Raw genomic sequence first — 21489 nt, forward strand, 5'->3', positions numbered from 1 at the left:
ACCTTACTATGCAAGCCACCGCGCTATTTAAACATAATTACAATGCTACCGCGCAAGTGATAGTCAACCAGGGAGGCACCAGCTCAGGCAAAACCTATTCTATATTGCAATGCCTTTTTACGCTGGCCGTGACAGACAAACTGGTAATAACCGTTGTAGGGCAGGATATCCCCAACCTTAAGGCAGGCGCGCTGAGGGATGCGATAGAGATCCACAACGCCTCCCCCGTTTTTCAGCGCAGCACCAAAAGCTTTAACAAAACAGATCGGGTTTACGAGTTCCACAACGGCAGCATCATCGAGTTCAAGAGCTATAGCGATGCACAGGATACCAAGGCTGGTAAGAGAGACTACCTTTTCATTAACGAAGCAAATGGCATAGCCTGGGATATTTATACCGAACTGGCTCTGCGTACACGTAAACGGGTGTTTATTGATTATAACCCCAACACCGCCTTTTGGGTACACGAAAAGCTACTGGGTAAGCCCGAGGTGGAACTCATTATATCCGACCATCGGCACAACCCCTTTGTAGACGAGGCCATGCGCCAAAAGATAGAAGCGCTAAAAAACGAGGATCTGGAACTTTGGAAGGTATACGCCCGCGGACTTACCGGCAAAATTACCGGGTTGGTGTTTAACAACTGGCACGTTTGCGAACACATCCCTGAAGGTGCCAAACTGATAGCTGCCGGCCTCGATTTTGGTTTTACTAATGATGAAACCGGCTGCCTGCTGCTTTACAAACAAAACGGCGAGCTATGGGCCGATGAGGCAATTTATCAAACCGGGCTCACTAATACCGATATCAGCCGGAAGCTAAAGGATGCCAACATCAGCAAAAACACCGAAATTATAGCCGATAGCGCCGAACCAAAATCGATAGAAGAACTTAAGCGCCTGGGCTGGTATGTAAGCGGCGCAAAAAAAGGCGCGGATAGTATCACAAATTCTATAGATATCCTAAAGCGCTACAAAATAAACGTAACCCGCAACAGCACTAACCTGCGTAAGGAACTTGCACGTTATAAATGGAAAACCGATAACGATGGCAAAACCATTAATCAGCCCGTAGATACCTGCAACCACCTGGTAGACCCACTGCGGTACATAGCCCTCAACAAACTAAAAATAACGCCGCCGAAAGCACTAAAAAGCAGGCTACCAAAAGCGCCGGACCTCTTTAACAGGGGTGTTTTTGAGGAACTTATTGGAATGGCTTAACTCGAAACAACCACATCGCCCACCCACTAACACACAAATCAAAAGCTCCCCCTTCAGGGGCTGGGGGGCTAATCACAAATACTATGATAGAAAAAACACTAAAAACAACAGGCGGCAAGCTGCGGGTAAGCATTCCCACGCAACTGAACGAAGTAACCCTGGGGCAAATGATGCAGCTACAGGACGCAACCGAACTAACAGACTTGCACGCCATCAGCATTTTATCGGGCGCGCCCGTAGCCGATCTGCAAAACGTAAAGGATGCCGGCGAATTAATGGGCTTTGCCGATACGATAATGGGCTTATCGCAACAGATAAAGTACCTGTACAACGCCGATGCTATCCCCAAAACCGTCACTTTAGATGTGGAGGGCAAACCGGTTACCGTAAATGTGATCAAAAACCTATCAGTAGAGCCGGCGGGCGCTTTTATGGCCGCCCGCGATATAATAAGCGATGAGATAGCCACTCATATAGAAAAGTATGGGGAAGAAAACTGGCAGGAATACTTTAACCCCTCACTCGCCGCCTGTTGCAAAGTATTGGGCTATTATTTGTACTGCAGGGTAACGCGCAAACCCTTTGATGAATATGCCGCTGCCGCCTTTGCCGAAGCCGTTAAAAAACTATGGGTAACGGAGGCGCTGCCCATTGCATTGTGGCATCGGTAATGACTACCTACTTTGAATTAAAGGAAGATATCCGTAATGTAAAAACCCGGCAGGATTCGCAGACGCGGGTAAACGAGATCCGTTTGAAAGTATTGGAAGGGCAGGTTGCGCTTTTGCAACGCGAAGTTGAAAATATTAAATCGGGCAAATAACGAGCGTCATATCCTTTTTAACCAGGCTTTGGATTAACATGCGGTCTTTATTCAGCAAGCTACCCGTCACAGTAAAAACCGCAGTGCATCTCGGCGTAATTATTACCGAAAACATCAAAAACTTTGTAGACTCGCCTTTGGCAGATGTGTTGACGGATATTATTCCCGGCGATATTGACGACAAAATAAAACAAACGCTACGTGCAGGGTTACCAATACTTCTAACCAATTTAAAACTGGCTCAAAACTGCAGAGCTTCCTCCGATCCGCAGGAAATCACCAAATGCGCCGTTAAAACGCTGCAAAACATAACTGGCGAAATTAAAAACGCTTATCTGCATAATTTATCTGTATTGATAGCACAATTAGCTGCCGACGGTAAATTAAGCTGGAGCGATGATGTTTGCATTGTGGAATGGTATTACCAGCAGCAATACAAACATTTAAAATCTAACTCTTAAGTACATGGCTACCTGCCGCCTTTCTTTAGCTACATTTGGCTGAAGCAATTATCATCAGTTTTACATAGTTCCATTGGTACACCTGTGAGAGTTTTTAATTTAGCTGGGGCCCACAAACCGATGGCAAACATTGGGATCAGTCGGCATGGTCATCCTCCCGGCCTGTATCAAACCAGTAGCGCATAGGGCAATTGGCAACACACATGTAAAAACCGTCTTGCTTCTCTTGTGGTAAATGAAGGTGATGTACATTGGTGGCGTGCCCTATCTCGTGAGTAAAGTATAGCTGATGAGCAAAGGCAGGTTCCTGACAGCGCGTCCTGCACTTCCTTTTCTACCAGGCATTGCCTGGCGTATTACGGCCATTGTTTAAGGATACCTTGTATTTGATTGATGGCACATAGCATAGGCAATTAAGCGGCTACTATAGAAATTTCGACTTTTTATCTTTACAGAAAACACCTGAAAAAAACTTGCTAACTCCTTGTATAATTGAAAATTATGACTAATTTTAACTCACCTAATCCAAGCACAATGCATATCAATATCCGTGAAAAAACATTTTTATATTTTTAATTGATTTTTTTAATGCCAATTAATCTTATTTCTATTATGAATAAATCCTTAACCTTATTTTTTTGCTTGCTGCTGCTAATTTCTGCTGCATGTAAAAAGCCCCACCGTACCGACCCTCCCGTAGAGACTCATGAAGTTACATTCAATATTTCCGGTTTAGATTTAAACCTAACTACCGGCCCTATTGTTAATAGCGTAGGTGATAAACTTAAAACAAACAGTACTACACCCTATTTCCTTTCTTATACCCTTTATGATCAGTCGAATAAAACACTCACTATCAAACAAACTGATGGAACTTCAACACCGGTTATTAAAGATAATATCCCTAACGGAACTTATACAGCAACATTTTTCCTGATAAATTTAAGTGCAAATTCGGGTTATGTAGTTCCCAGTGGTGGAAACATTCAGAATATAACCAACAGTAACGATTTTTTTAGCAAAAAAATCACTTTTGTAGTATCTGGAAATAGCGTTACGCAAAACGTGATTTTAAATAGAATTGATGCTAAAATTGAAGTAAAGTTGAAAGACGACACCATACCCAAACATGTTAGTAGAATTTATTTATCATTACCAGATTCAACTCAATTCAATACGTTAACGCAACAATACCTTAGCCCGGCCACAGTGAATACGCTTGGTGTGTATCTTGATGGTGCTAAAAAAGGAATTACCCCCGCCCCCTTTGCTTCCTACACATCAAATCATATAACGCCATTTACATTGTCTATAGTAGCTGTTTTTGATAATTCCGCACAAACCTATACTAAAGTAATAAGTAATGTGGTTTGCGAACGAAACAAAATAACCGTGCTAACCGGTAAATTATTTGGTGGCACAGCAGGTATTGGGGTATCTATTCCGAAAACGTGGGCTCCGGCTGATACAGTAAAATTTTAAATAGACATTTTTATGAAAAAAACCATATTATTTATCTGTTTAGTAGCCTGCATTAATGTTGGCTGTAAAAAGAATAAAAAAGAAAGTGAGTCGCAAAAAAACGACTTTAAATATGATGTTACGGTCAACGTTAACGGTGGCGATTTCACACAAATCATACACAGCAAACCACTAACTACCAACGCACTGAAAACAAACGCGGCAGATACAGTACTGACCAACGCCATAAATATTTTTTACTACCAAATTTATGATGCCAGTAATAAATTAATTACTACGGTAAAACAAACTTCAGATCAAAGTAATTTTGGAGTGATAACCGCCAGCCTTACAAATGGTTCTTACACGTTTGCAATCATAGGGTCTAAAAAGTTAAATGGCTATGATTATGATTTGATGGCAAACGCTAATTATTACTATTTCAGTTCAAACAATACTTCCGTTGGAGATACTTTTTTCAAGAAAATAAATGTCACCGTGTCGGGCGCCGCAGTGACCCAAAACATAACACTGGATAGAATTATCGGGCAATTAGAGATAAACCTTGAGGGTATAAATTCTTTTATACTTTCAGGAAGTTTTTTGGTAGAGGGTGAAAAAAGATATTATTCTATTTGGGATAATGCGGCTGCGAGCAATGCCATTATAGCATTAAATTATAATTTTGGTAATGGCGATTATGGCGTAAAGCCACGTTATGTAACTAATATACTTAATACAAACTCGCCTTTAACTGTAACGGTTGAATTCAATGGTTCGCAAACCTACAAAAAAACAATATCGGTACAATGCAAAAAGAATACCCGAACAGTTTTAACGGGTACGACCAGCCCTACGGGCAACGGTACTTATAACATCGACTTTAATACTTCTTATTCCACAGATACGTTAAGGAAGGGCTTTTAAATCATCCTTTTTATAACCGTCTATATTTAAAAATATTTGTATCACTAATATCAGTTGAGCCACGCAGACTTAAGTAACGAGCAATTCCTCCACCAAATAGAAACCGTTACCATTAACCCCGAGCTATTTACGCATGAGGCGCATATCCGCATGGCATGGCTGTATTTGAGTGGTTCTGATGAGGATGCAGCTTTACAACAGATCAGTGCGGCCATTAAAGGCATAGATGCCAAATACGCCGGCGGGATGAAATACCAGCACACCATTACTATGGTTTTTGCCAACAGCATAACTACCTTAATGAAGTGTAAAACCTATGAAAGCTGGCAAGAATTTGTTGCGGCAAATGCCGGGCTAAGTATCTTCAAAAAATTCTTGTCAGATTATTATTCTGATGAAGTGTTGTATTCCGATAAAGCAAAAACCCAATTTGTAGCGCCGGATAAAAAACCACTACAGGTGGTATAACTCATATCGAACAGCCCTTACCCAGGCTAATTGTTTGGCATTCGCAACTGCGCGACCCCAACTTGGAAATCCGAAATTAATCGACACATATCCCCCGTTAACCGATAGCTACCCCGGCAACGCAGCCAGAACCTCATCTTTGCAAATCATTTAACATTATTCCTTATTTTCGGGAATTAGCTGAACCATAGTAGAGAGAACCCCAACCAGATGCTGCGTTTTAAATTAAACAACATATTGATCCACGTTACCGGCTGGCTGCTGTTTTTGATGTTGCCGGTGTTGTTTTTAAGCACTGGCAGCAAACAAAGCGGTGCCTGGATCTTACTCTCCTCCCCTTATTATTGGCTATTTTGCCTTACCTATCTCACCCTGTTTTACTTTAACCTTTGGTACCTTATTCCCTCCTTTTTCCTTAAAAAGAAGCGCTGGGTGTACGGCTTATTCATTATCATCCTATTTGGCTTTGTATATTTTTTACAGCCCTTTGATAAATTGCTGGTGCATAATCCGCGTTTCCAGGAGCAAATGGAAGCTATCGCCCGCCAGCAAGCTGCCGATTCGCTCAAGGCCATAACCTCGCACAACGCCGATAGCATTGTGCATGGTCCCGGGGACAAGTCATTACCCTTTGGCCCACTCCCTCACCAGGACCTGCGGATGCAACTGCCTGTGGCTAAATCCAACGCGGCTGCCAGCATATGGCAGCATTCCAGCAATATGGATATAGTAAGTTTGTTCCTGTTTGGTATCATTATCGCACTTGGGTTATCCATCCGCACGGTGGAACAGTGGCAAACCACCGAGCAGAAAGTAATTAAAGCCGAAGCCGAAAAAGTGAACGCCGAACTTTCCTTCCTCAAAGCGCAGATCAACCCTCATTTCCTTTTCAATACGCTCAACAATATCTACATGCTCTCCATCATGAACAGTGAGCACACCTCAGAAAGCATCATGAAACTCTCCAATATTATGCGTTACGTTACCGATGATGTAACGCAGGATTTTGTGCCCCTGCAGCAAGATCTGGATTGTATTAAAAACTATGTAGACCTGCAAAGGTTACGGCTTGGGCGCAAAACCGCAGTCAATTTTGAAGTGATTGGCGAAGTGACTAACCAAAAAATAGCGCCGCTTATTTTAATGAGTTTTGTAGAGAACACCTTTAAATATGGCGTAAGCAAACAAACCGACAGTGCCATCAGCATTAAAATAAGTATTACCAGCGATGCCATTACATTTGAATGTGAGAATGCGGTTTTTGAGCGAACATCCACCCTGCCAGACCGTACCGGCGGCATCGGCATTGCCAATACCAAACAACGGTTATCGCACTTATACCCCAAAAAACATACATTAAACATACAGGAGGCGGATGGTGTTTTTAAGGTAAAACTGATATTATTGAGCTAATAAACCCTATGATTAAATTAAAATGTATTGCCATTGATGATGAGCCGCTGGCGCTCAGTTTGATAGAAGAATATATCTCCCGCTTCCCTTACCTGCAGTTGGTGCGTTCGTTCGAGGATGCCATCAGGGGTGCCGAATATCTCAAAAAACAACCCGTCGACCTGCTTTTTGTGGACATCAACATGCCCGATATTACTGGTATCGACTTGGTGCGCTCGCTCGCCAGCAAGCCGATCATTATCTTCACCACCGCCTATAAAAATTTCGCCTTCGAAGGTTTTGAGCTGGAAGCGCTGGATTATCTGCTAAAGCCAATCGACATCAGCCGGTTTACCAAAGCGGTAGAAAAAGCGCTGGAGTTTTACAATTATAAAAACAACGCCATCCCCGGCGCCGCAGAAGAAAGCTTTTACGTGTATTCGGAGTACCGGATGGTGAAGATAAACATGGCGGAGATAGAGTACCTGGAGAGCATGGAAGACTACGTGAAAATTCACCTGAGCGGGCAGTCAAAGCCGATACTCACATTAATGTCGCTCAAAAAGGCGCTGGAGAAACTGCCCGCAGATAAATTTAAGCGGGTACACCGCAGCTACATTATTGCCGTTAACAAAGTAAAATCCATACACAACCGAAAACTTAAACTGGCAGATATCGAGCTCCCCATCGGCGAAAGTTATACCGAATCTATCCGTACCTGGGCAAAAAATCTCTAACCTGTTCATCTATACATTAAAGCCGTTCGCCGACACATTTACCGGTTAGATACCATTTGGTACCATCTTTACACATTAAACTTATAAAGATGCACGATTTAGGGATACCCGAATTAATTTTAACGCTTGCAGCCATCTTATTACTGATATTTAGTAATAAATTACCAGCGCTTATCCGCGATATGGAAAGAAGGTTTTGAATGATTTGGGATTCCGGACGTTCGATTTCGGATTTTTGAGTGCATGGCATGAAGAAGGCAAACCTTTCCTCGTTGGCGGTGTCCTCACCGCCAACCAGCAGGACAGGTAACCGAATGCAAGACGATACAAACAAAACCAACAAAGAAAAACCGAAATTAAAACATATCCGAAATCGGACATTCGAAATCCGAAATCAAGAGAGCAAACCAATTAACAACCTATATTTGATATATTTTTTACGTGAAACTTAAGGCCAACATAGCTACCAGCGATAACGGGTTTATATTTAACCCCGCCACCGGTGATTCGTACACCAGCAACACCATTGCCGCGTTTATTTTGGCATTGATGAAAGCCGGCAAGGCCGATGCAGACATTAAACTGGAACTCCTTGATACCTACGATGTAGAAGCCACGGCTTTAGAACGCGACTGGGAAGACTGGCTATTGCAGTTAAAAGACGCCAACCTTCTGGAGGCTAAGTAATATGGCAAACTTAACTAATGCCCCTTTGGTAATTGGCGTTACCGGCTTAAATGCCACCGAAAACCCCGGACCGGGCTTAGCGGTTATCCGTGCGTTGCGGGAGGCATTTCCACAGGTGCGTATTATAGGGTTGGCTTATGAATCCTTAGAGCCGGGCATTTATATGCACAATTTGGTTGATAAAACTTACCAGATCCCCTATCCATCGGCCGGCTCCGTGGCCTTATCGCAAAGATTGCAAGCCATTCAGGCGAAGGAACACATGGACCTTATCATTCCCAATTTCGACGCGGAATTGTATAATTTCATCAAAATAAAGGCCGAGTTACAAATAATAGGAATCCGCCTCATACTGCCTACACACCAGCAATTGGCAGCCTGCAGCAAACCCAACCTGGCGGCCTTTGGCAGGCTGCATCAATTAAATGTGCCCAAAAGCCTCAGTATTTTTAATGCCGACGAATTGCATAACGCGGCGGATGAGTTGAATTTCCCGCTGGTAATAAAGGGCAAATTTTACGAGGCCGAGATAGCCCATACCGCCAGTCAGGCCCAAAACGCTTTTTACCGGCTCAGCGCCAAATGGGGTACGCCCATTATTGTACAGCAATTTATAAAAGGGACAGAAATAAACGTTGCCGGCCTTGCCGATGGCAAAGGCAATGCATTAAGCGTAGTACCCATGCGCAAACTATATATTACCGATAAAGGTAAGGCATGGGCGGGCATAACCATTGCTGATGATAAACTACTCACCATTGCACACCGGTTTGCCGCCGCAAGCAAATGGAGCGGCGGTTTTGAGCTGGAACTGATGCAGGATAAAGCCGGTGAATTGTTTATTATGGAGATAAACCCAAGGTTCCCGGCGTGGATCTATTTAACGGCCGCGGCAGGGCAAAACCAGCCGGCAGCTTTGGTAAAAATGGCATTAGGCGAAACAGTGGAACCACTTACCGAATACCAGGTTGGCAAAATGTTTATCCGCTACGCGTTGGACCATGTGACCGATGTAAGCGAGTTTCAGCAATTTTCTGCCTTTGGCGAATTATAATTCAGTAGAAAAACGAATGACGCAAAAACTTAAATACGAACGCCCTTTCATTAAAAAAATGAATACCGGGCTGATGAACAAGTTCGGCACACAGAACGAGGCAGAAACTGTGCGCGATATTGACGGCGTTACCGTAAAAAGCCTGGTGAAGGAATTTGGCTCGCCCCTGTTTGTATTATCCGAACGACAGATCCGCCGCAACTACCGTGCGGCAGTTCGTGCTTTTAAAACACGTTACCCAAAGGTTCAGTTTGCCTGGAGCTATAAAACCAATTACCTCAACGCCGTTTGCAGCATCTTTCACCAGGAAGGCAGCTGGGCAGAGGTAGTATCGGGCTTTGAATACCGCAAGGCACTAAATAATGGAGTTGCCGGCGAGCATATCATCTTTAACGGTCCGCAAAAAACCAAGGAAGACCTACTGCTCGCCATCGATAACAACTCCTTAATTCATATCGACCATTTCGACGAGCTATACACCCTTATCTCGCTCTGCGGCGAAATCAATATAAAGCCCCGCGTGGCCGTCCGTGTAAATATGGACACCGGCGTTTACCCGGTTTGGGACAGGTTTGGCTTTAATTACGAGAACGGGCAGGCCTGGAGCGCCATCAGCAAAATAGTTGATTCGGGCAAAATGCAACTGGCGGGTCTGCATTGCCATATCGGTACTTTCATGCTTTCCACAGCAGCCTACGGCATTGCCGCGGCTAAAATGAGCGAGCTGGCTATCCAATGCAAAACCGCCCTGAATAATCCCATCGAGTATCTCGACCTGGGTGGTGGTTTCCCATCTACCAATACCCTAAAAGGCGCTTATTTGCCGGGGGTAGATACCGTGCCATCGGTTGATGATTTCGCGGAAGTAATAACTACTACCCTGCTCAGCGCCGGTTTTCAACACAAAGAACTCCCCCTTCTGATACTGGAAAGCGGCAGGGTACTAATAGATGATGCCGGGTATTTGCTGGGCAGCGTGATCGCCAACAAACGACTGAGCGATGGCCGCCGCGCGTTGATTATGGATTTTGGCGTTAATACCCTGTTCACCTCGCTTTGGTACGACCATAAGATAAGCCCTGCGCAGGATGCCTCGCAGCATACCGATAACGTAATACTGTACGGCCCGCTTTGCATGAATATCGACGTCATCCGCGAAAGCGTAAACCTCCCCGCCATGGAACCCGGTGATAACGTGGTAGTGCATAAAGTTGGCGCTTACAACATGACCCAATGGATGCAATTTATAACCATGCGCCCGGCGGTGGTTTTAATAGACGAGAACCGGCAGCCCCACATCATCCGCAAAGCCGAAACTTTGGAATATTTGGAAGTGCCGGAGGTAATGCCGGTATACCTGCAGCAATTAAAAACCGTATAGCATTTAACCGCGCTGTGAAAAAACAAACACTCTTATTTATCCAGGCATTGCTCAACAGCTATTCCATTGTGTTTTTTTCGCAGCATAATGTGCTGGCGGTTTTACTGCTGGTGACCTCTTTTTTTAACCCGATTGCCGGTGCGGCAGGGTTATTTGCAGTTTGCGGCTCGCTGGTTTTGCTTAAACTCTCGGGCTACCGGCACGATACCACGCAATCGGGTTTGTATTCCTTTAACTCCATTCTTATCGGGCTTGGCTTTGGTAGCTTCTTTCATTTTAATATGGCGTTTTGTGTTTGGCTGGTGATGGCCACAGCGCTTACGGTAATGCTTACCGTTATTCTTACTACCACACTGGCAAAGCGCGGGCTGCCCGCCTTATCGCTGCCATTTGTTGTCGTATTTTGGCTGATATTGTTAGCCGCTAATGGTTACGGACAAATGGGCCTGGTGCCTAAAGAGAGCTACATGCTCAACGAGCTTTCGGTAAAAGAAAGTGTCCATCCCTATCAGCTTTTTGGCACGTTAAACGCGGTACCTCTACCCTATTATATCAGGCTATTTTTCAGGGCGGTGAGCGCAATTTTGTTCCAGGATAGCGCATTTGCAGGCTTGGTGATCAGCATTGGTGTGCTTATTCATTCGCGTATCAGCCTTAGCCTGCTGGTGCTCGGTTTTATTTCGGCCTGCCTGTTTAACTCCTTCACCCATATTTACCCGGATGGCTTGGGGCATTACCATTTGGGGGTGAATTTTATGATGACAGGCATGGCGCTCAGTGGGTTTTTCATTGTTCCATCTCTACGCTCATACCTTTTAGCTATCGCCTTTATTCCGCTGGCCTATTTGCTTACAGGCGCTTTTACGAGTTTACTTGATGATTGGAACCTGCCTATCCTCTCGCTTCCTTTCTGCCTCATCGTTATAGGTGTGCTGTACTTTTTAAAGCTGAGGCAGCACCCGCGGGCATTACAACTTACGGCTTATCAAAATTACTCGCCCGAGGCAAATCTATATCAATACCTTAACGGGCAGGAGCGCCTGAACCATTTGCGCTACCTTAACCTTTCGCTGCCATTTATGGGCGGCTGGTCGGTTTCGCAGGGGTATGATGGTGGTATCACTCATAATGCTGAATGGGCGCAGGCGCTGGATTTTGTGATCAAAGATGAGGACCACCGGACTTGTAAGGTCCCCGGCGAAAAACCAGAGGACTTTTACTGTTATAACAAACCCATTTTAGCCTGCGCCGACGGCCTGGTAGAAACCGTGGTAAGCCACGTAGAAGATAACCGCATTGGTGAAATAAACACCCGCGAAAACTGGGGTAACACCATCGTTATCAAACATGCCGATGGCTTGTACAGCAAGGTATCGCACCTTAAACCAAATACAGCAAAAGTAAAACCCGGCGACCTTGTAAAACGCGGCGACATACTTGCCCTATGCGGCAACAGTGGCCGTTCGCCCGAGCCGCATTTGCATTTTCAAATGCAAGCTACGCCTTATGTAGGTTCTAAAACCATCAGTTACCCATTTGCTTACTTTAAAGAAAACGTCGGCCATGCCGAACAGTTCAATAGCTTTAACGTCCCCGCTCTTGATAGCACCGTACACAATATTGCTACTTCATCAGCCTTAAAACAGGCGTTTGCCTTTCAGCCAGGCTATGTGGCCAGGGTTACCGCAGGCAGCAATACCGAAACCTGGGAGGTATTTACCGATACACTTAACCAAACTTATCTGTTCCACCATGAGAGCGGTGATATTGCCTACTTTGTAAGTAACGACACCGCTTTTTATTTTACGGCCTTTTATGGCGGAAGGTCCTCACTGCTGTATAAATTCCAGTTAGCGGCGTATAAGGTTATCTTCTCAGCAGAGAGCGGCGTAAAGGCGAAGGATGTATTCCCCGTAAATATAACGGGTAGCAAACCGACGGTTTGGCTTTACGATCTGGTATCGCCCTTTTACCATTTTATTGGTCGTATTTATCAAAGTTATACCCGTCCGCTTAGTAACGGCTTACTGGTCACATCTTTCGGGTATAAAACCGGCTTTAGCAAAAACAAACAATTTATGCGGGCAGATGTGCTGGTAACCAATAACCAGATCTCGGAATTTACTATAGATGTAAACGGCAAACAAACAGAGGCAAAATGGGAAGTGTAAAATACATACTGATAGCCGCCCTGTTAGGCTGTACCAGCATTGCCCGCGCGCAGGATAGTTATCAAAAGGCAGATAGCACCAGCTATTCTTTATATCTCGCCGGCAACTGGCAGCAGTTGATCAGCTATGGCGATCAATCCGTAAAAAGCGGCATTGATTTCCCACTACTGCATTTGCGGGTGGCTTACGCTTACTTCATCACCGGCAATTATACCGCCGCGCTTAGCCAATATCGCGAAGTATTAAAACACGATCCGCGCAATCAAACGGCCAACTATTACGCCTACCTGAGTAACCTGTACCTCAACCGCGACGATGCCGCAGGCTACCACCTCGCACTGTTGGATGACAGCACCTACAACGCAAAACCATCGCCCGTTAAATTCATCAGCGCATCTGTCGAACATGGCATTAAATTCTCCAGGAATCCCCGCCGTGGCAACGGTAACTATACCCAGATGGGCTTTGCCAACACTTTGGGCTACCGGTTTGTGCTGGACGAATCCTTCGCCTACTTTGGTCAGGATATTTTGCACCGGACGTTTAATGGCCTGGTAAACAATCCCGTAAAACAGCTGGAATATTACGGCAAACTCAACTACTCGGCAAACAGCTCTTTATCCGTGTTTGGCGGCTATCATTACTTAAACACCAAATACAGCGTGGGCACTTATAACAATCACATAGGCCTTACCGGCTTAAAGTACGCCAGCGGCAATACCATATTACAGGCCGACGCCAATTTTGGGCGCATCAGCGATACTACATTTCAGCAATACAACGCCCAGCTGAGCATTTATCCCAAAGGCAATCTCAATTTGTATTTTATTTCGAGGGCGAGCCTATTGCACCAGGACGGCAGCAAATTTGTGTTCAGCCAAACCATCGGTACAAAAGTATTTAAGAATTTTTGGGCGGAAGCCAACGCCACCATTGGTACTTTAAACAATTATTTAGATGCCGACGCTTTGTACGTGTATAATGCCATAGATATTGCTACATTTAAAACAGGTGCAACGGCCTATTGTCAGCTAAGTGGCCATGTACTTTTGTACCTCAATTATACGTTTGAGCAAAAGAAAGATTTTTACAGAATTGAGGAGTATAAACAACATTCGGTAACCGGGGGACTTACATGGAAGTTTTAAAAAAGTTATTTACGGTTTTTATTTGTCTGTTTGCCATGTTGCAGGCCAGGGCACAATCGGAAGCGGCCCTGCAGCGCGCCTACAAAAGCAGCTATGCTGATGAAGCGAAAAAAAACTACGCCGAGGCCATCAATGATATAAAACCCTTTTACAGCGACGGTGACTACGAAAGCAACCTACGCTTGGGATGGCTTTACTTTCTCAGCAAAAACTACACTGCCGCCGAAAGTTATTACGCCAAGGCCGTCCGTATAAAGCCCAACGCGCTCGAGGCAAAATTTGGCTATGTAAAGCCTCTCTCGCTATTAGCCAGCTGGGATAAAGTACTTACCCAATACGCGGCCATCCTTAAGATAGATCCGCAAAATACGCAAGCCAACTACTGGGCAGGCGTTATCTTTTACAACCGCAAACACTACGATGCCGCTGCCAAGTATTTCAGCAAAGTAGTAAGCCTGTACCCCTTTGATTACGATGGGAACCAAATGCTTGGCTGGGCCTACCTGATGGCCGGCAACAAAGCCCAGGCCCGGGTTTATTTTGAACAGGCTTTAATTATAAAACCCGAAGATACATCCTGTACCGACGGGCTGAACAAGGCTAAAAATTAGGCTCCTCCCACCAATTTTACCCGGCATCCCGGCGCTACCGGCGCGGGCACAGGCCATTGCCTTGATCGTGTTCAGGGGAAAATTTAAAGAGGATGGACCGGGTGAAAAAGAGATCATTTTAAATATTTCCCGGATAGGCCTGGCCAACATGGTCGGGATCGCACAGGAGAATGTCATTCGCTTATTAAAAGAATTCAAAGAAGAAGGGATTTTAGAAACGGATGGCCGGAAGATTTGGGTCAAGGACATTACGTTGCTGATCAAAAAATCAAATTACCGGTAACCAGCGCTTTCTATAATTTAACCGTTACCGCACTGCCATTGTATACAACTCGTTTATCAACCTTGACAGTTTCCGACGGCCCCGATCCATATTTGCCATTAACCAAAACAACGTTGAAAGTATGTTGCTTTAAAGCACCCGGGAACTTCCCTTTAGTACCGGAAATACTTAGTTTTCTCTGTTTATCATTCCAGGTTAATGAAAAGGTGGCATACATCCCTTTTTCATAATTGTAGTTATCATTCTCGTCTTCATAAAAGGTAAACTGCCCATCGGCTCCCGGATAAATGCGCAGTTCTATCACTTTATTTTTTACCTCGGTAGCGTACTCAACTTCAGGCCCCATTGGTACGATAGCGCCTGCGCGTACATATAATGGCATCAGGTTTATGGGCGATGCCGCATCGATATATTTACCTCCGGAGAGTTTTTCGCCTGTCCAGAAATTGTACCACGGTTCAGTTCCTGGTAAATAGACCTCTCTTTTGGTTTGGCTTTTGCCGGTAACCGGATTCACCAAAAATGCCTGGCCAAACATATATTGATCTGGTATTTTATAAACATTGGTATCATTCCTAAAATCAAATGCAAGGGAACGCATCATGGTATAATTTTCGAGGGTGGTTTTTGCAGCGTTAGAATAAATGTACGGCAGCAGGCGATAACGAAGCTTATCGAATGTCATCAGTATAGCCCGGGTATCTTCGTCCCAATTTTTTGAAAATATGGCCCGCTCGCCCTTGCCGTGAATACGCATAATAGGACAAAAAGTACCGAACTGGAACCAGCGGGTAAACAGCTCCCTGAATTCTGGTTTTGACCAATCGGGAGCGCTCCAGTTGTAATGGTATCCACCAATATCGGAGGTCCAATATGGAATGCCGGAGGTGCAGGCATTAATACCTTGCGGTACCTGGATCTTAAAAGATTCAAACGAGCAGGAAATATCTGATGACCAAAGCGTGCCTGCGTTTCGCTGTTCGCCCGCAAAAGATTGCCTGAGCAGGAAAAATGCCCGTTTATTCGGAATATCGCGGCGCCAACCTTTATATAAGCCTGTAGAATGCTCCAATGAATATGTATTAAAATAATCGATGCCTTTCCCCGTCCAAAAATTACTTTTGCGCCGCTCATCTAACAATGCGCCGTTATCGGGTTCGCACTGGTCAACCCACCATGCATCCCAGTCGTATCTTTTAATCAGGCTGTCGCGGGCCATGTCCCAGTATAATTCACGTGCTTTGGGGTTATGCGCGTCATAATAGGTGTCAAAAGTGTGCGTTACAACATTGTCCCAGGTGATGCTGGTTAACCCGCCCATTTTTTTCAAGGTGTCGAAATCCCTTGTTCCTTTACCAAATACCGGCCAGATGGATATCATACCATGGATATTTGCCTTATGCAACTCATCAACCATCTTTTTGGGATCAGGATAACGGTCGGGGTTCATGATATGTACACCAATGGGAAATGGATCCCAATAATACCAATCCTGTACGATGACATCTACCGGGATATGGTTACTGCGGTATTTATCTTTTACGGAAAGTACCTCGTCCTGGCTCAGATACCTGTCCTGCGATTGGAACAATCCAAATGCCCATTTAGGAAACATGGGGGCCTTCCCGGTAGCGGTACGGTATGAGTTGATGATTTGATCGAAACCGGGGCCGTAGAAAAAATAATAATCAACCTCTCTCCCGCTTTCGGATACATATTTGAATTTGGTGTTGCCTTCCTCTGCGCCGTAAAAATTAGATGCCGAATAGTTGTCCCACATCAGGCCATAGCCCCTGGTAGATAATAATACAGGTATGGCTCCCGTCAAATACTTTATGGCCATATCCTGATTCCTGCCTTTATAGTTGATCGAACCGGTGTCAACCGGGTGGCAGCCCAGGCCAAAAAGTGCCTCGTTTTTGGGCGAATGGAACTGGGTGCTTATGTTCCATGTGTCTATACCGGCAATGGTGGCCGGCGTAATGCCTTTTTTATCTTCGGAAGTAATCTCGTTGCCGTTAAGGTCGGTATAGGTTATTGCATTGCTGGCTTTGTTAACCAACACCTTCAGCCTGGCTGTTGTTATAATAAACTGAGTTTTATTTTCCTGTACATCAAAGGGTATATTCCCCCATTTTTTATTAACAACGAGTGATGGGCGCGAGTTGAAGCTATTGAAAATGGTGTATTTTACTTCAATAATATCGTTCCTGCAAACGTTTATGGCAATTAAGCCTTTATCCAACTTAAATACTAATCCGTTTGCGCTTTTTTTGTACGATATAACAGATGCCTTTACGGATATGCTTATACCAACAAGTAGTAATGGAAGGAAGATGTTAAAAAGAGCACGCTTTAAAGTTTGTTTTTTATACAACATGAATATAGGTTTATCGCAATAGTAATTGGTTGTTTTGGTTTTGGCTGACCAACGATCTTCGTTTCATAGCAGTGCACTCATTTCCATATCGGGAAACTTGACAACAGCTATTTTGATTTTAAAACGTAGTTGGGTTTATTGATCGGCTGGCCAAAAATATGCGCAGGAAAAATAGATGAGCGGGTACAAAAGTGAATAAATAGGGCACGAAATGTTCAAATTGACAAAACTGCCCCTATTCAGGCTAAAGAGCGTGGCCCGGCTGGGACATTTCAATATTACGATGGCTGATAAATCAGGTAGGGACTCTTTCATGGAAATCTCCCGGCAGGTTTGGTGGATATCTTCGTCTGAACGGCGTCGCTCGGTGACTCATCCGCGAAACGCACTTATAAAAACTTTGAAGGATATTCCTCACCGCGCCGGGCGCGGGCATTCCCACGCTTCAGTTGTCGGTCATAAGATACAACAACGGCCACCGCCACGAACACCAACAAGTGCAGAATCCATCCCGGTATTATAGCGGGCCATGAACATTGAGATTACTTTATTAAGTGGCTTTTACAAGAATCAAAGGGCAACAGGATAAATTAATCAGTCGCAGCAGCGATTTTCGATTTGCTCGAATGACAATAATAAAGTACATAGAATGCAGTAGACAAACAGATGGAATTAGGCGTAAATCTCAATGCGGTACTTAATACTCCAATCCAATTGAGGTTTACACTTTTTATTTTTTGTCATCCCCTATAAATCTCCAAAGTGCAATGTAAAACTTAGCCCATACATCATTATTAGATATCGCCATCTTTTCTCACATGGGGTGATTAGAAAAACCAACACCTGGCATAGTAATATAATTATTTTGCCGAAAGATATTTATATTGTTTAAAGGGGGATTAATGGTGTCTTTTAACGAAAGCCTCGTCCGGATTTCCTTATTCACATAGCCATCTGTCATGTAAATTTGGTCGTTGTTTAAGGTCTTCCGTATATGTATACGTAATGAAGAAGACTCGATAGACATGCTAATGGCGCGGCCATCTTTTGACGCCAGATCCAAAATAAAACAGACATTTCTTCATTAATTTTCATAACCATTTTGTTAAACATGGTTCTCCAAAAAACAGCGAATACAGTGCGGAAACCCACTTTTTTTCTATTCGGTAACCTAATTTCGGAAAAGGGAATAGGTTACCGAATAGTTTATCGATTAGCCTGTATCAGAATGATCTTAGTTGATTTGTAATTAATTGAATTTTGAGCCGGGAAGCTCCAAGTGTGACCATAAATGCGCTTAAAAACTCTTAAAACGCAAAAAAGGCGCCTTACAGCGCCTCTTTGACTTCAAAACAGATGAGAAACTCTGGTTATTTTGTTTCTCTCGTGATCCCGCTGGGATTATTTTTTGAAGGTTTAATACCTCTAATTATCAATAAGTTACGACGATGTGATTGTAATGGGTCACCGAAAAGGTCACCGATATACTTTGTAATAAAATGTACTATTTTGATGTCGTTTAAAGAACGAAAATTAATGTTCCCAAATATACAAATTATGAAATTGCCATTAATAAAAACAAACAAACATCTTATGTTTTATTAACAATCATCGGAAAACAACACTTGTTCGACCGTTATTATCGCGTTGAAGATGTCAATAACAAACATATTTCCGGTTTTGGTATCAGGCTTTATTTTAGCCGTTATTTAGAGCCCAGAGGCGGAGAAAGCGAAATATACCGCTTTACTCAAAACAGCTTTGACGCTTTTACGGTTTTGGCTAAATCAAAAGCAGAATTGGATAAATCCGGGAAGTCAAAGCAGCGCACCTTTGTATCAACAAAAGAAAAAACATTATGCGTGTATTTGTCACAGGAGCCACAGGCTTCATCGGTACTGCCATTGTGCAGGAATTAATAAATGCAGGCCACCAGGTATTGGGGCTGGCCCGGTCTGATGCATCGGCACAAAAACTGATCGATGCAGGCGCGGAAGCTCATCGGGGCGACCTGGAAGATCTCGACAGCCTGCGCAGCGGCGCTGCCCAATCAGACGGCGTAATTCATGCCGGTTTTATCCATGACTTTACGCGGTTCGCTGAAGTTTGCCAGGTAGATAAAATAGCCATTGAAACCATTGGCGAAGTATTGGCCGGCTCCAACCACCCGTTTATTGTAACCTCCGGAACGGCGCTGGTTAGCCCGGGGAGGCTGGCCACTGAAGATATCCTGCCGCCATTCAACCCCGCCTGGCCACGGGCTTCTGAACAGGCGGCAGATGCCGTAGCGGCGTTGGGTGTATATGCGGCAGCCGTTCGCTTATCACCATCTGTGCATGGCGACGGGGATAAACATGGATTTATACCGATACTGGTTAATATGGCCCGCGAAAAAGGGGTTTCGGCATATATCGGAGAAGGGCTCAACCGATGGAATGCAGTACACAGGCTGGATGCAGCGCATTTATTCCGGCTTGCTTTAGAACAGGCTGAGCCACGTACCCGTTACCATGCTTGTGCCGAGGAGGGTATTCCGGTTAAAGCTATAGCCGAAGCCATAGGCAAACAACTGAACCTCCCGGTAATTTCGCTCGCTCCTGAAGCAGCAGCTGACCATTTTGGCTGGTTCTCACAGATGGCCACGATCAACTGCCCGGCATCAAGCCAATGGACGCAGGAACATTTGAACTGGCAGCCGACTCACTCCACCTTACTTGCCGATATTGAGAACGGTGTTTATACTAATTAAGAAAGATGAAAATTATTGTAACTGGTTCTTTGGGGAACATCAGCAAACCGTTGACAGAGATATTAATTGCCCGCGGCCATGCGGTGACGTTGTTAGCAGCGAACCAGAAAAACAGGCAGCTATTAAAGCTTTGGGAGTGACTGCAACTATTGGGTCAATACCAAAGTGCCGGAAAAGCTGGCTGCGACCTTAGTAGAAATGCAGGCAGTAATGCACAGCGGCAAAACCCTGGAAAACTTTCACCGCAGCCAGCCGAAAATGGGTAAAGTCAAACTCGCCGATTTCGCCGAAGAGTTTGCCAACGTTTATCACAAAAAATAACGAGCTTCAACCTCCTTATGAATAATAACAAACTTTATCATTTTCATACGATCACTGAATATCACCGGGCCGCTGGCCTGCCTAAACCGGCGCACCCGCTGATCAGCTTAGTGCATATGGACGACCTAAACAGGCCATTGGTCGAAGGCGCGTTCAGTATTGTTTATGATTTTTATTCGATCGCGATGAAAAGAATGAAGCATGTTAAATTCAAATATGGCCAGCAGGCCAGTGATTTTGATGAAGGGGTATTATTTTTCATTTCTCCCGGGCAGGTCTTTGGAATGGAAATTGAAAAGGGCAGCGTAATGCATCGTCCTGAAGGCTGGATGATCCTAATCCACCCGGATTTTCTTTGGAATACGCCGTTGGCAAAAACCATTAGACAATATGAATTCTTCAATTATTCCGTTAATGAGGCGCTTTACTTATCCGACAAGGAAGAAACGATGCTCACCACCATTGCTCAAAATATTGAGCAGGAATATCATGCCAATATTGACCGTTTTAGTGCGAGCGTGATCATCGCCCAGCTGGAACTACTGCTGACCTATTCGGAAAGATTTTACCAGCGCCAGTTCATCACCCGCAAGATCGCTAGCCATGAGATTCTGAGCAAATTGGAAGACTTACTCAATGACTATTTCAGCAGTGGCGCGCTTGCGCAAAAAGGACTGCCTAGCGTAACCTTTATTGCCGAGAGTTTAAATATATCGCCGGGTTACTTGAGCGGCCTGCTCAAATCATTGACCGGCCAGAGTACCCAGCAACATTTGCATAACAAGTTGATAGAATTGGCCAAGGAAAAACTCTCAACAACAACTTTATCGGTTAGTGAGATAGCATATGAATTGGGTTTTGAGCACCTGCAATCATTCAGCAAACTGTTTAAAACCAAGACCAGCCTCTCGCCACTGGAATTTCGTCATTCTTTTAACTAATAGTCTGATTTAAGCAGCAATTTTAATTACATAATCGTTCAAAGATTGTAGGAATTAAGAAAGATCATCGGAAGAACGAAACGTATATAAAAAGTTGTTTCCATCAGGATAGGGGAAAAAGCTTCATTACATTGAACTAACTTGTATTGAAATTTTTGAGAAAAGTGAAGGAATGAATTTGAAAAAAGTTGGTTTCTGACTTAAAAACCGCGTTTAAACAAAAAAGAGCCTCTTTTTCAAGAGGCTCTTACTTCAAAACGTTCGACCGGTT

At 44.3% G+C, this 21489-nt stretch carries 20 protein-coding genes; 19 read left to right on the top strand and 1 reads right to left on the bottom strand.

Going from position 1 to position 21489, the window contains the following annotated elements; genetic code table 11:
* Positions 1 to 8 precede the first annotated feature (8 nt).
* The 16 genes from ABIX36_RS25820 (at position 9) to ABIX36_RS25895 (ending at position 14827) form a co-directional block, all read left to right on the top strand.
* On the top strand, positions 9 to 1223 hold the full coding sequence (locus ABIX36_RS25820; protein ID WP_348085053.1) for a terminase large subunit: 1215 nt from the start codon (positions 9 to 11) through the stop codon (positions 1221 to 1223).
* Between the two features lie 83 nt (positions 1224 to 1306).
* Positions 1307 to 1894, top strand: a complete 588-nt coding sequence (locus ABIX36_RS25825; protein ID WP_348085054.1) for a hypothetical protein — start codon at positions 1307 to 1309, stop codon at positions 1892 to 1894.
* Positions 1852 to 2046 carry a hypothetical protein gene (locus ABIX36_RS25830; RefSeq protein WP_348085055.1) on the top strand — a complete coding sequence of 65 codons (195 nt, stop codon included), beginning with the start codon at positions 1852 to 1854 and terminating at the stop codon, positions 2044 to 2046. Before ABIX36_RS25825 ends, ABIX36_RS25830 begins: the two co-directional genes overlap by 43 nt.
* A 38-nt stretch (positions 2047 to 2084) precedes the next feature.
* Positions 2085 to 2507, top strand: coding sequence for a hypothetical protein (locus ABIX36_RS25835; RefSeq protein WP_348085056.1), 423 nt, complete (start codon positions 2085 to 2087; stop codon positions 2505 to 2507).
* A 612-nt stretch (positions 2508 to 3119) separates the two neighbouring features.
* Entirely contained in the window at positions 3120 to 3989 is an 870-nt protein-coding gene (locus tag ABIX36_RS25840) for a hypothetical protein (RefSeq protein WP_348085057.1), read from the top strand.
* 12 nt (positions 3990 to 4001) lie between these two features.
* Positions 4002 to 4895: a hypothetical protein gene (locus ABIX36_RS25845; RefSeq protein WP_348085058.1), complete on the top strand. Its 894-nt coding sequence runs from the start codon at positions 4002 to 4004 to the stop codon at positions 4893 to 4895.
* 54 nt (positions 4896 to 4949) lie between these two features.
* The gene (locus ABIX36_RS25850) at positions 4950 to 5363 is read left to right on the top strand and encodes a hypothetical protein (RefSeq protein ID WP_348085059.1); all 414 of its coding nucleotides are present in this window, start codon (positions 4950 to 4952) and stop codon (positions 5361 to 5363) included.
* Positions 5364 to 5573: 210 nt separating this feature from the next.
* A complete protein-coding gene (locus ABIX36_RS25855) occupies positions 5574 to 6776 on the top strand; it encodes a sensor histidine kinase (protein ID WP_348085060.1) in 1203 nt (400 codons plus the stop codon).
* An 8-nt stretch (positions 6777 to 6784) separates the two neighbouring features.
* Positions 6785 to 7492: a LytTR family DNA-binding domain-containing protein gene (locus ABIX36_RS25860; RefSeq protein ID WP_348085061.1), complete on the top strand. Its 708-nt coding sequence runs from the start codon at positions 6785 to 6787 to the stop codon at positions 7490 to 7492.
* 441 nt (positions 7493 to 7933) lie between these two features.
* The gene (locus ABIX36_RS25865; protein ID WP_348085062.1) at positions 7934 to 8179 is read left to right on the top strand and encodes a PqqD family protein; all 246 of its coding nucleotides are present in this window, start codon (positions 7934 to 7936) and stop codon (positions 8177 to 8179) included.
* A gap of 1 nt (position 8180) precedes the next feature.
* Positions 8181 to 9233, top strand: coding sequence for an ATP-grasp domain-containing protein (locus tag ABIX36_RS25870; protein ID WP_348085063.1), 1053 nt, complete (start codon positions 8181 to 8183; stop codon positions 9231 to 9233).
* A gap of 16 nt (positions 9234 to 9249) precedes the next feature.
* Complete coding sequence (locus ABIX36_RS25875) at positions 9250 to 10614, top strand: hypothetical protein (protein ID WP_348085064.1); 1365 nt, start codon at positions 9250 to 9252, stop codon at positions 10612 to 10614.
* A 14-nt stretch (positions 10615 to 10628) separates the two neighbouring features.
* Positions 10629 to 12785, top strand: coding sequence for an urea transporter (locus ABIX36_RS25880; protein WP_348085065.1), 2157 nt, complete (start codon positions 10629 to 10631; stop codon positions 12783 to 12785).
* Positions 12773 to 13933 carry a hypothetical protein gene (locus ABIX36_RS25885; protein WP_348085066.1) on the top strand — a complete coding sequence of 387 codons (1161 nt, stop codon included), beginning with the start codon at positions 12773 to 12775 and terminating at the stop codon, positions 13931 to 13933. Before ABIX36_RS25880 ends, ABIX36_RS25885 begins: the two co-directional genes overlap by 13 nt.
* Positions 13921 to 14544: a tetratricopeptide repeat protein gene (locus tag ABIX36_RS25890; protein WP_348085067.1), complete on the top strand. Its 624-nt coding sequence runs from the start codon at positions 13921 to 13923 to the stop codon at positions 14542 to 14544. Before ABIX36_RS25885 ends, ABIX36_RS25890 begins: the two co-directional genes overlap by 13 nt.
* Before the next feature lie 67 nt (positions 14545 to 14611).
* Positions 14612 to 14827 carry a helix-turn-helix domain-containing protein gene (locus tag ABIX36_RS25895; protein ID WP_348085068.1) on the top strand — a complete coding sequence of 72 codons (216 nt, stop codon included), beginning with the start codon at positions 14612 to 14614 and terminating at the stop codon, positions 14825 to 14827.
* 10 nt (positions 14828 to 14837) lie between these two features.
* On the opposite strand, the gene ABIX36_RS25900 is transcribed toward ABIX36_RS25895, so the two are convergent.
* A complete protein-coding gene (locus ABIX36_RS25900; protein WP_348085069.1) occupies positions 14838 to 17207 on the bottom strand; it encodes a TIM-barrel domain-containing protein in 2370 nt (789 codons plus the stop codon).
* Between the two features lie 1858 nt (positions 17208 to 19065).
* Here ABIX36_RS25900 and ABIX36_RS25905 point away from each other — a divergent pair.
* The 3 genes from ABIX36_RS25905 to ABIX36_RS25915 all read left to right on the top strand — a co-directional run bounded on the left by ABIX36_RS25905 (position 19066) and on the right by ABIX36_RS25915 (position 21218).
* Positions 19066 to 19956, top strand: a complete 891-nt coding sequence (locus tag ABIX36_RS25905) for an SDR family oxidoreductase (RefSeq protein WP_348085070.1) — start codon at positions 19066 to 19068, stop codon at positions 19954 to 19956.
* A gap of 165 nt (positions 19957 to 20121) precedes the next feature.
* Entirely contained in the window at positions 20122 to 20277 is a 156-nt protein-coding gene (locus tag ABIX36_RS25910; RefSeq protein ID WP_348085071.1) for a hypothetical protein, read from the top strand.
* A gap of 17 nt (positions 20278 to 20294) precedes the next feature.
* Positions 20295 to 21218: a helix-turn-helix transcriptional regulator gene (locus tag ABIX36_RS25915; RefSeq protein ID WP_348085072.1), complete on the top strand. Its 924-nt coding sequence runs from the start codon at positions 20295 to 20297 to the stop codon at positions 21216 to 21218.
* The last annotated feature ends 271 nt before the right edge of the window (positions 21219 to 21489 follow it).

This window comes from Mucilaginibacter sp. (assembly GCF_039925265.1).
In the GTDB taxonomy this organism is placed as follows: Bacteria; Bacteroidota; Bacteroidia; order Sphingobacteriales; family Sphingobacteriaceae; genus Mucilaginibacter.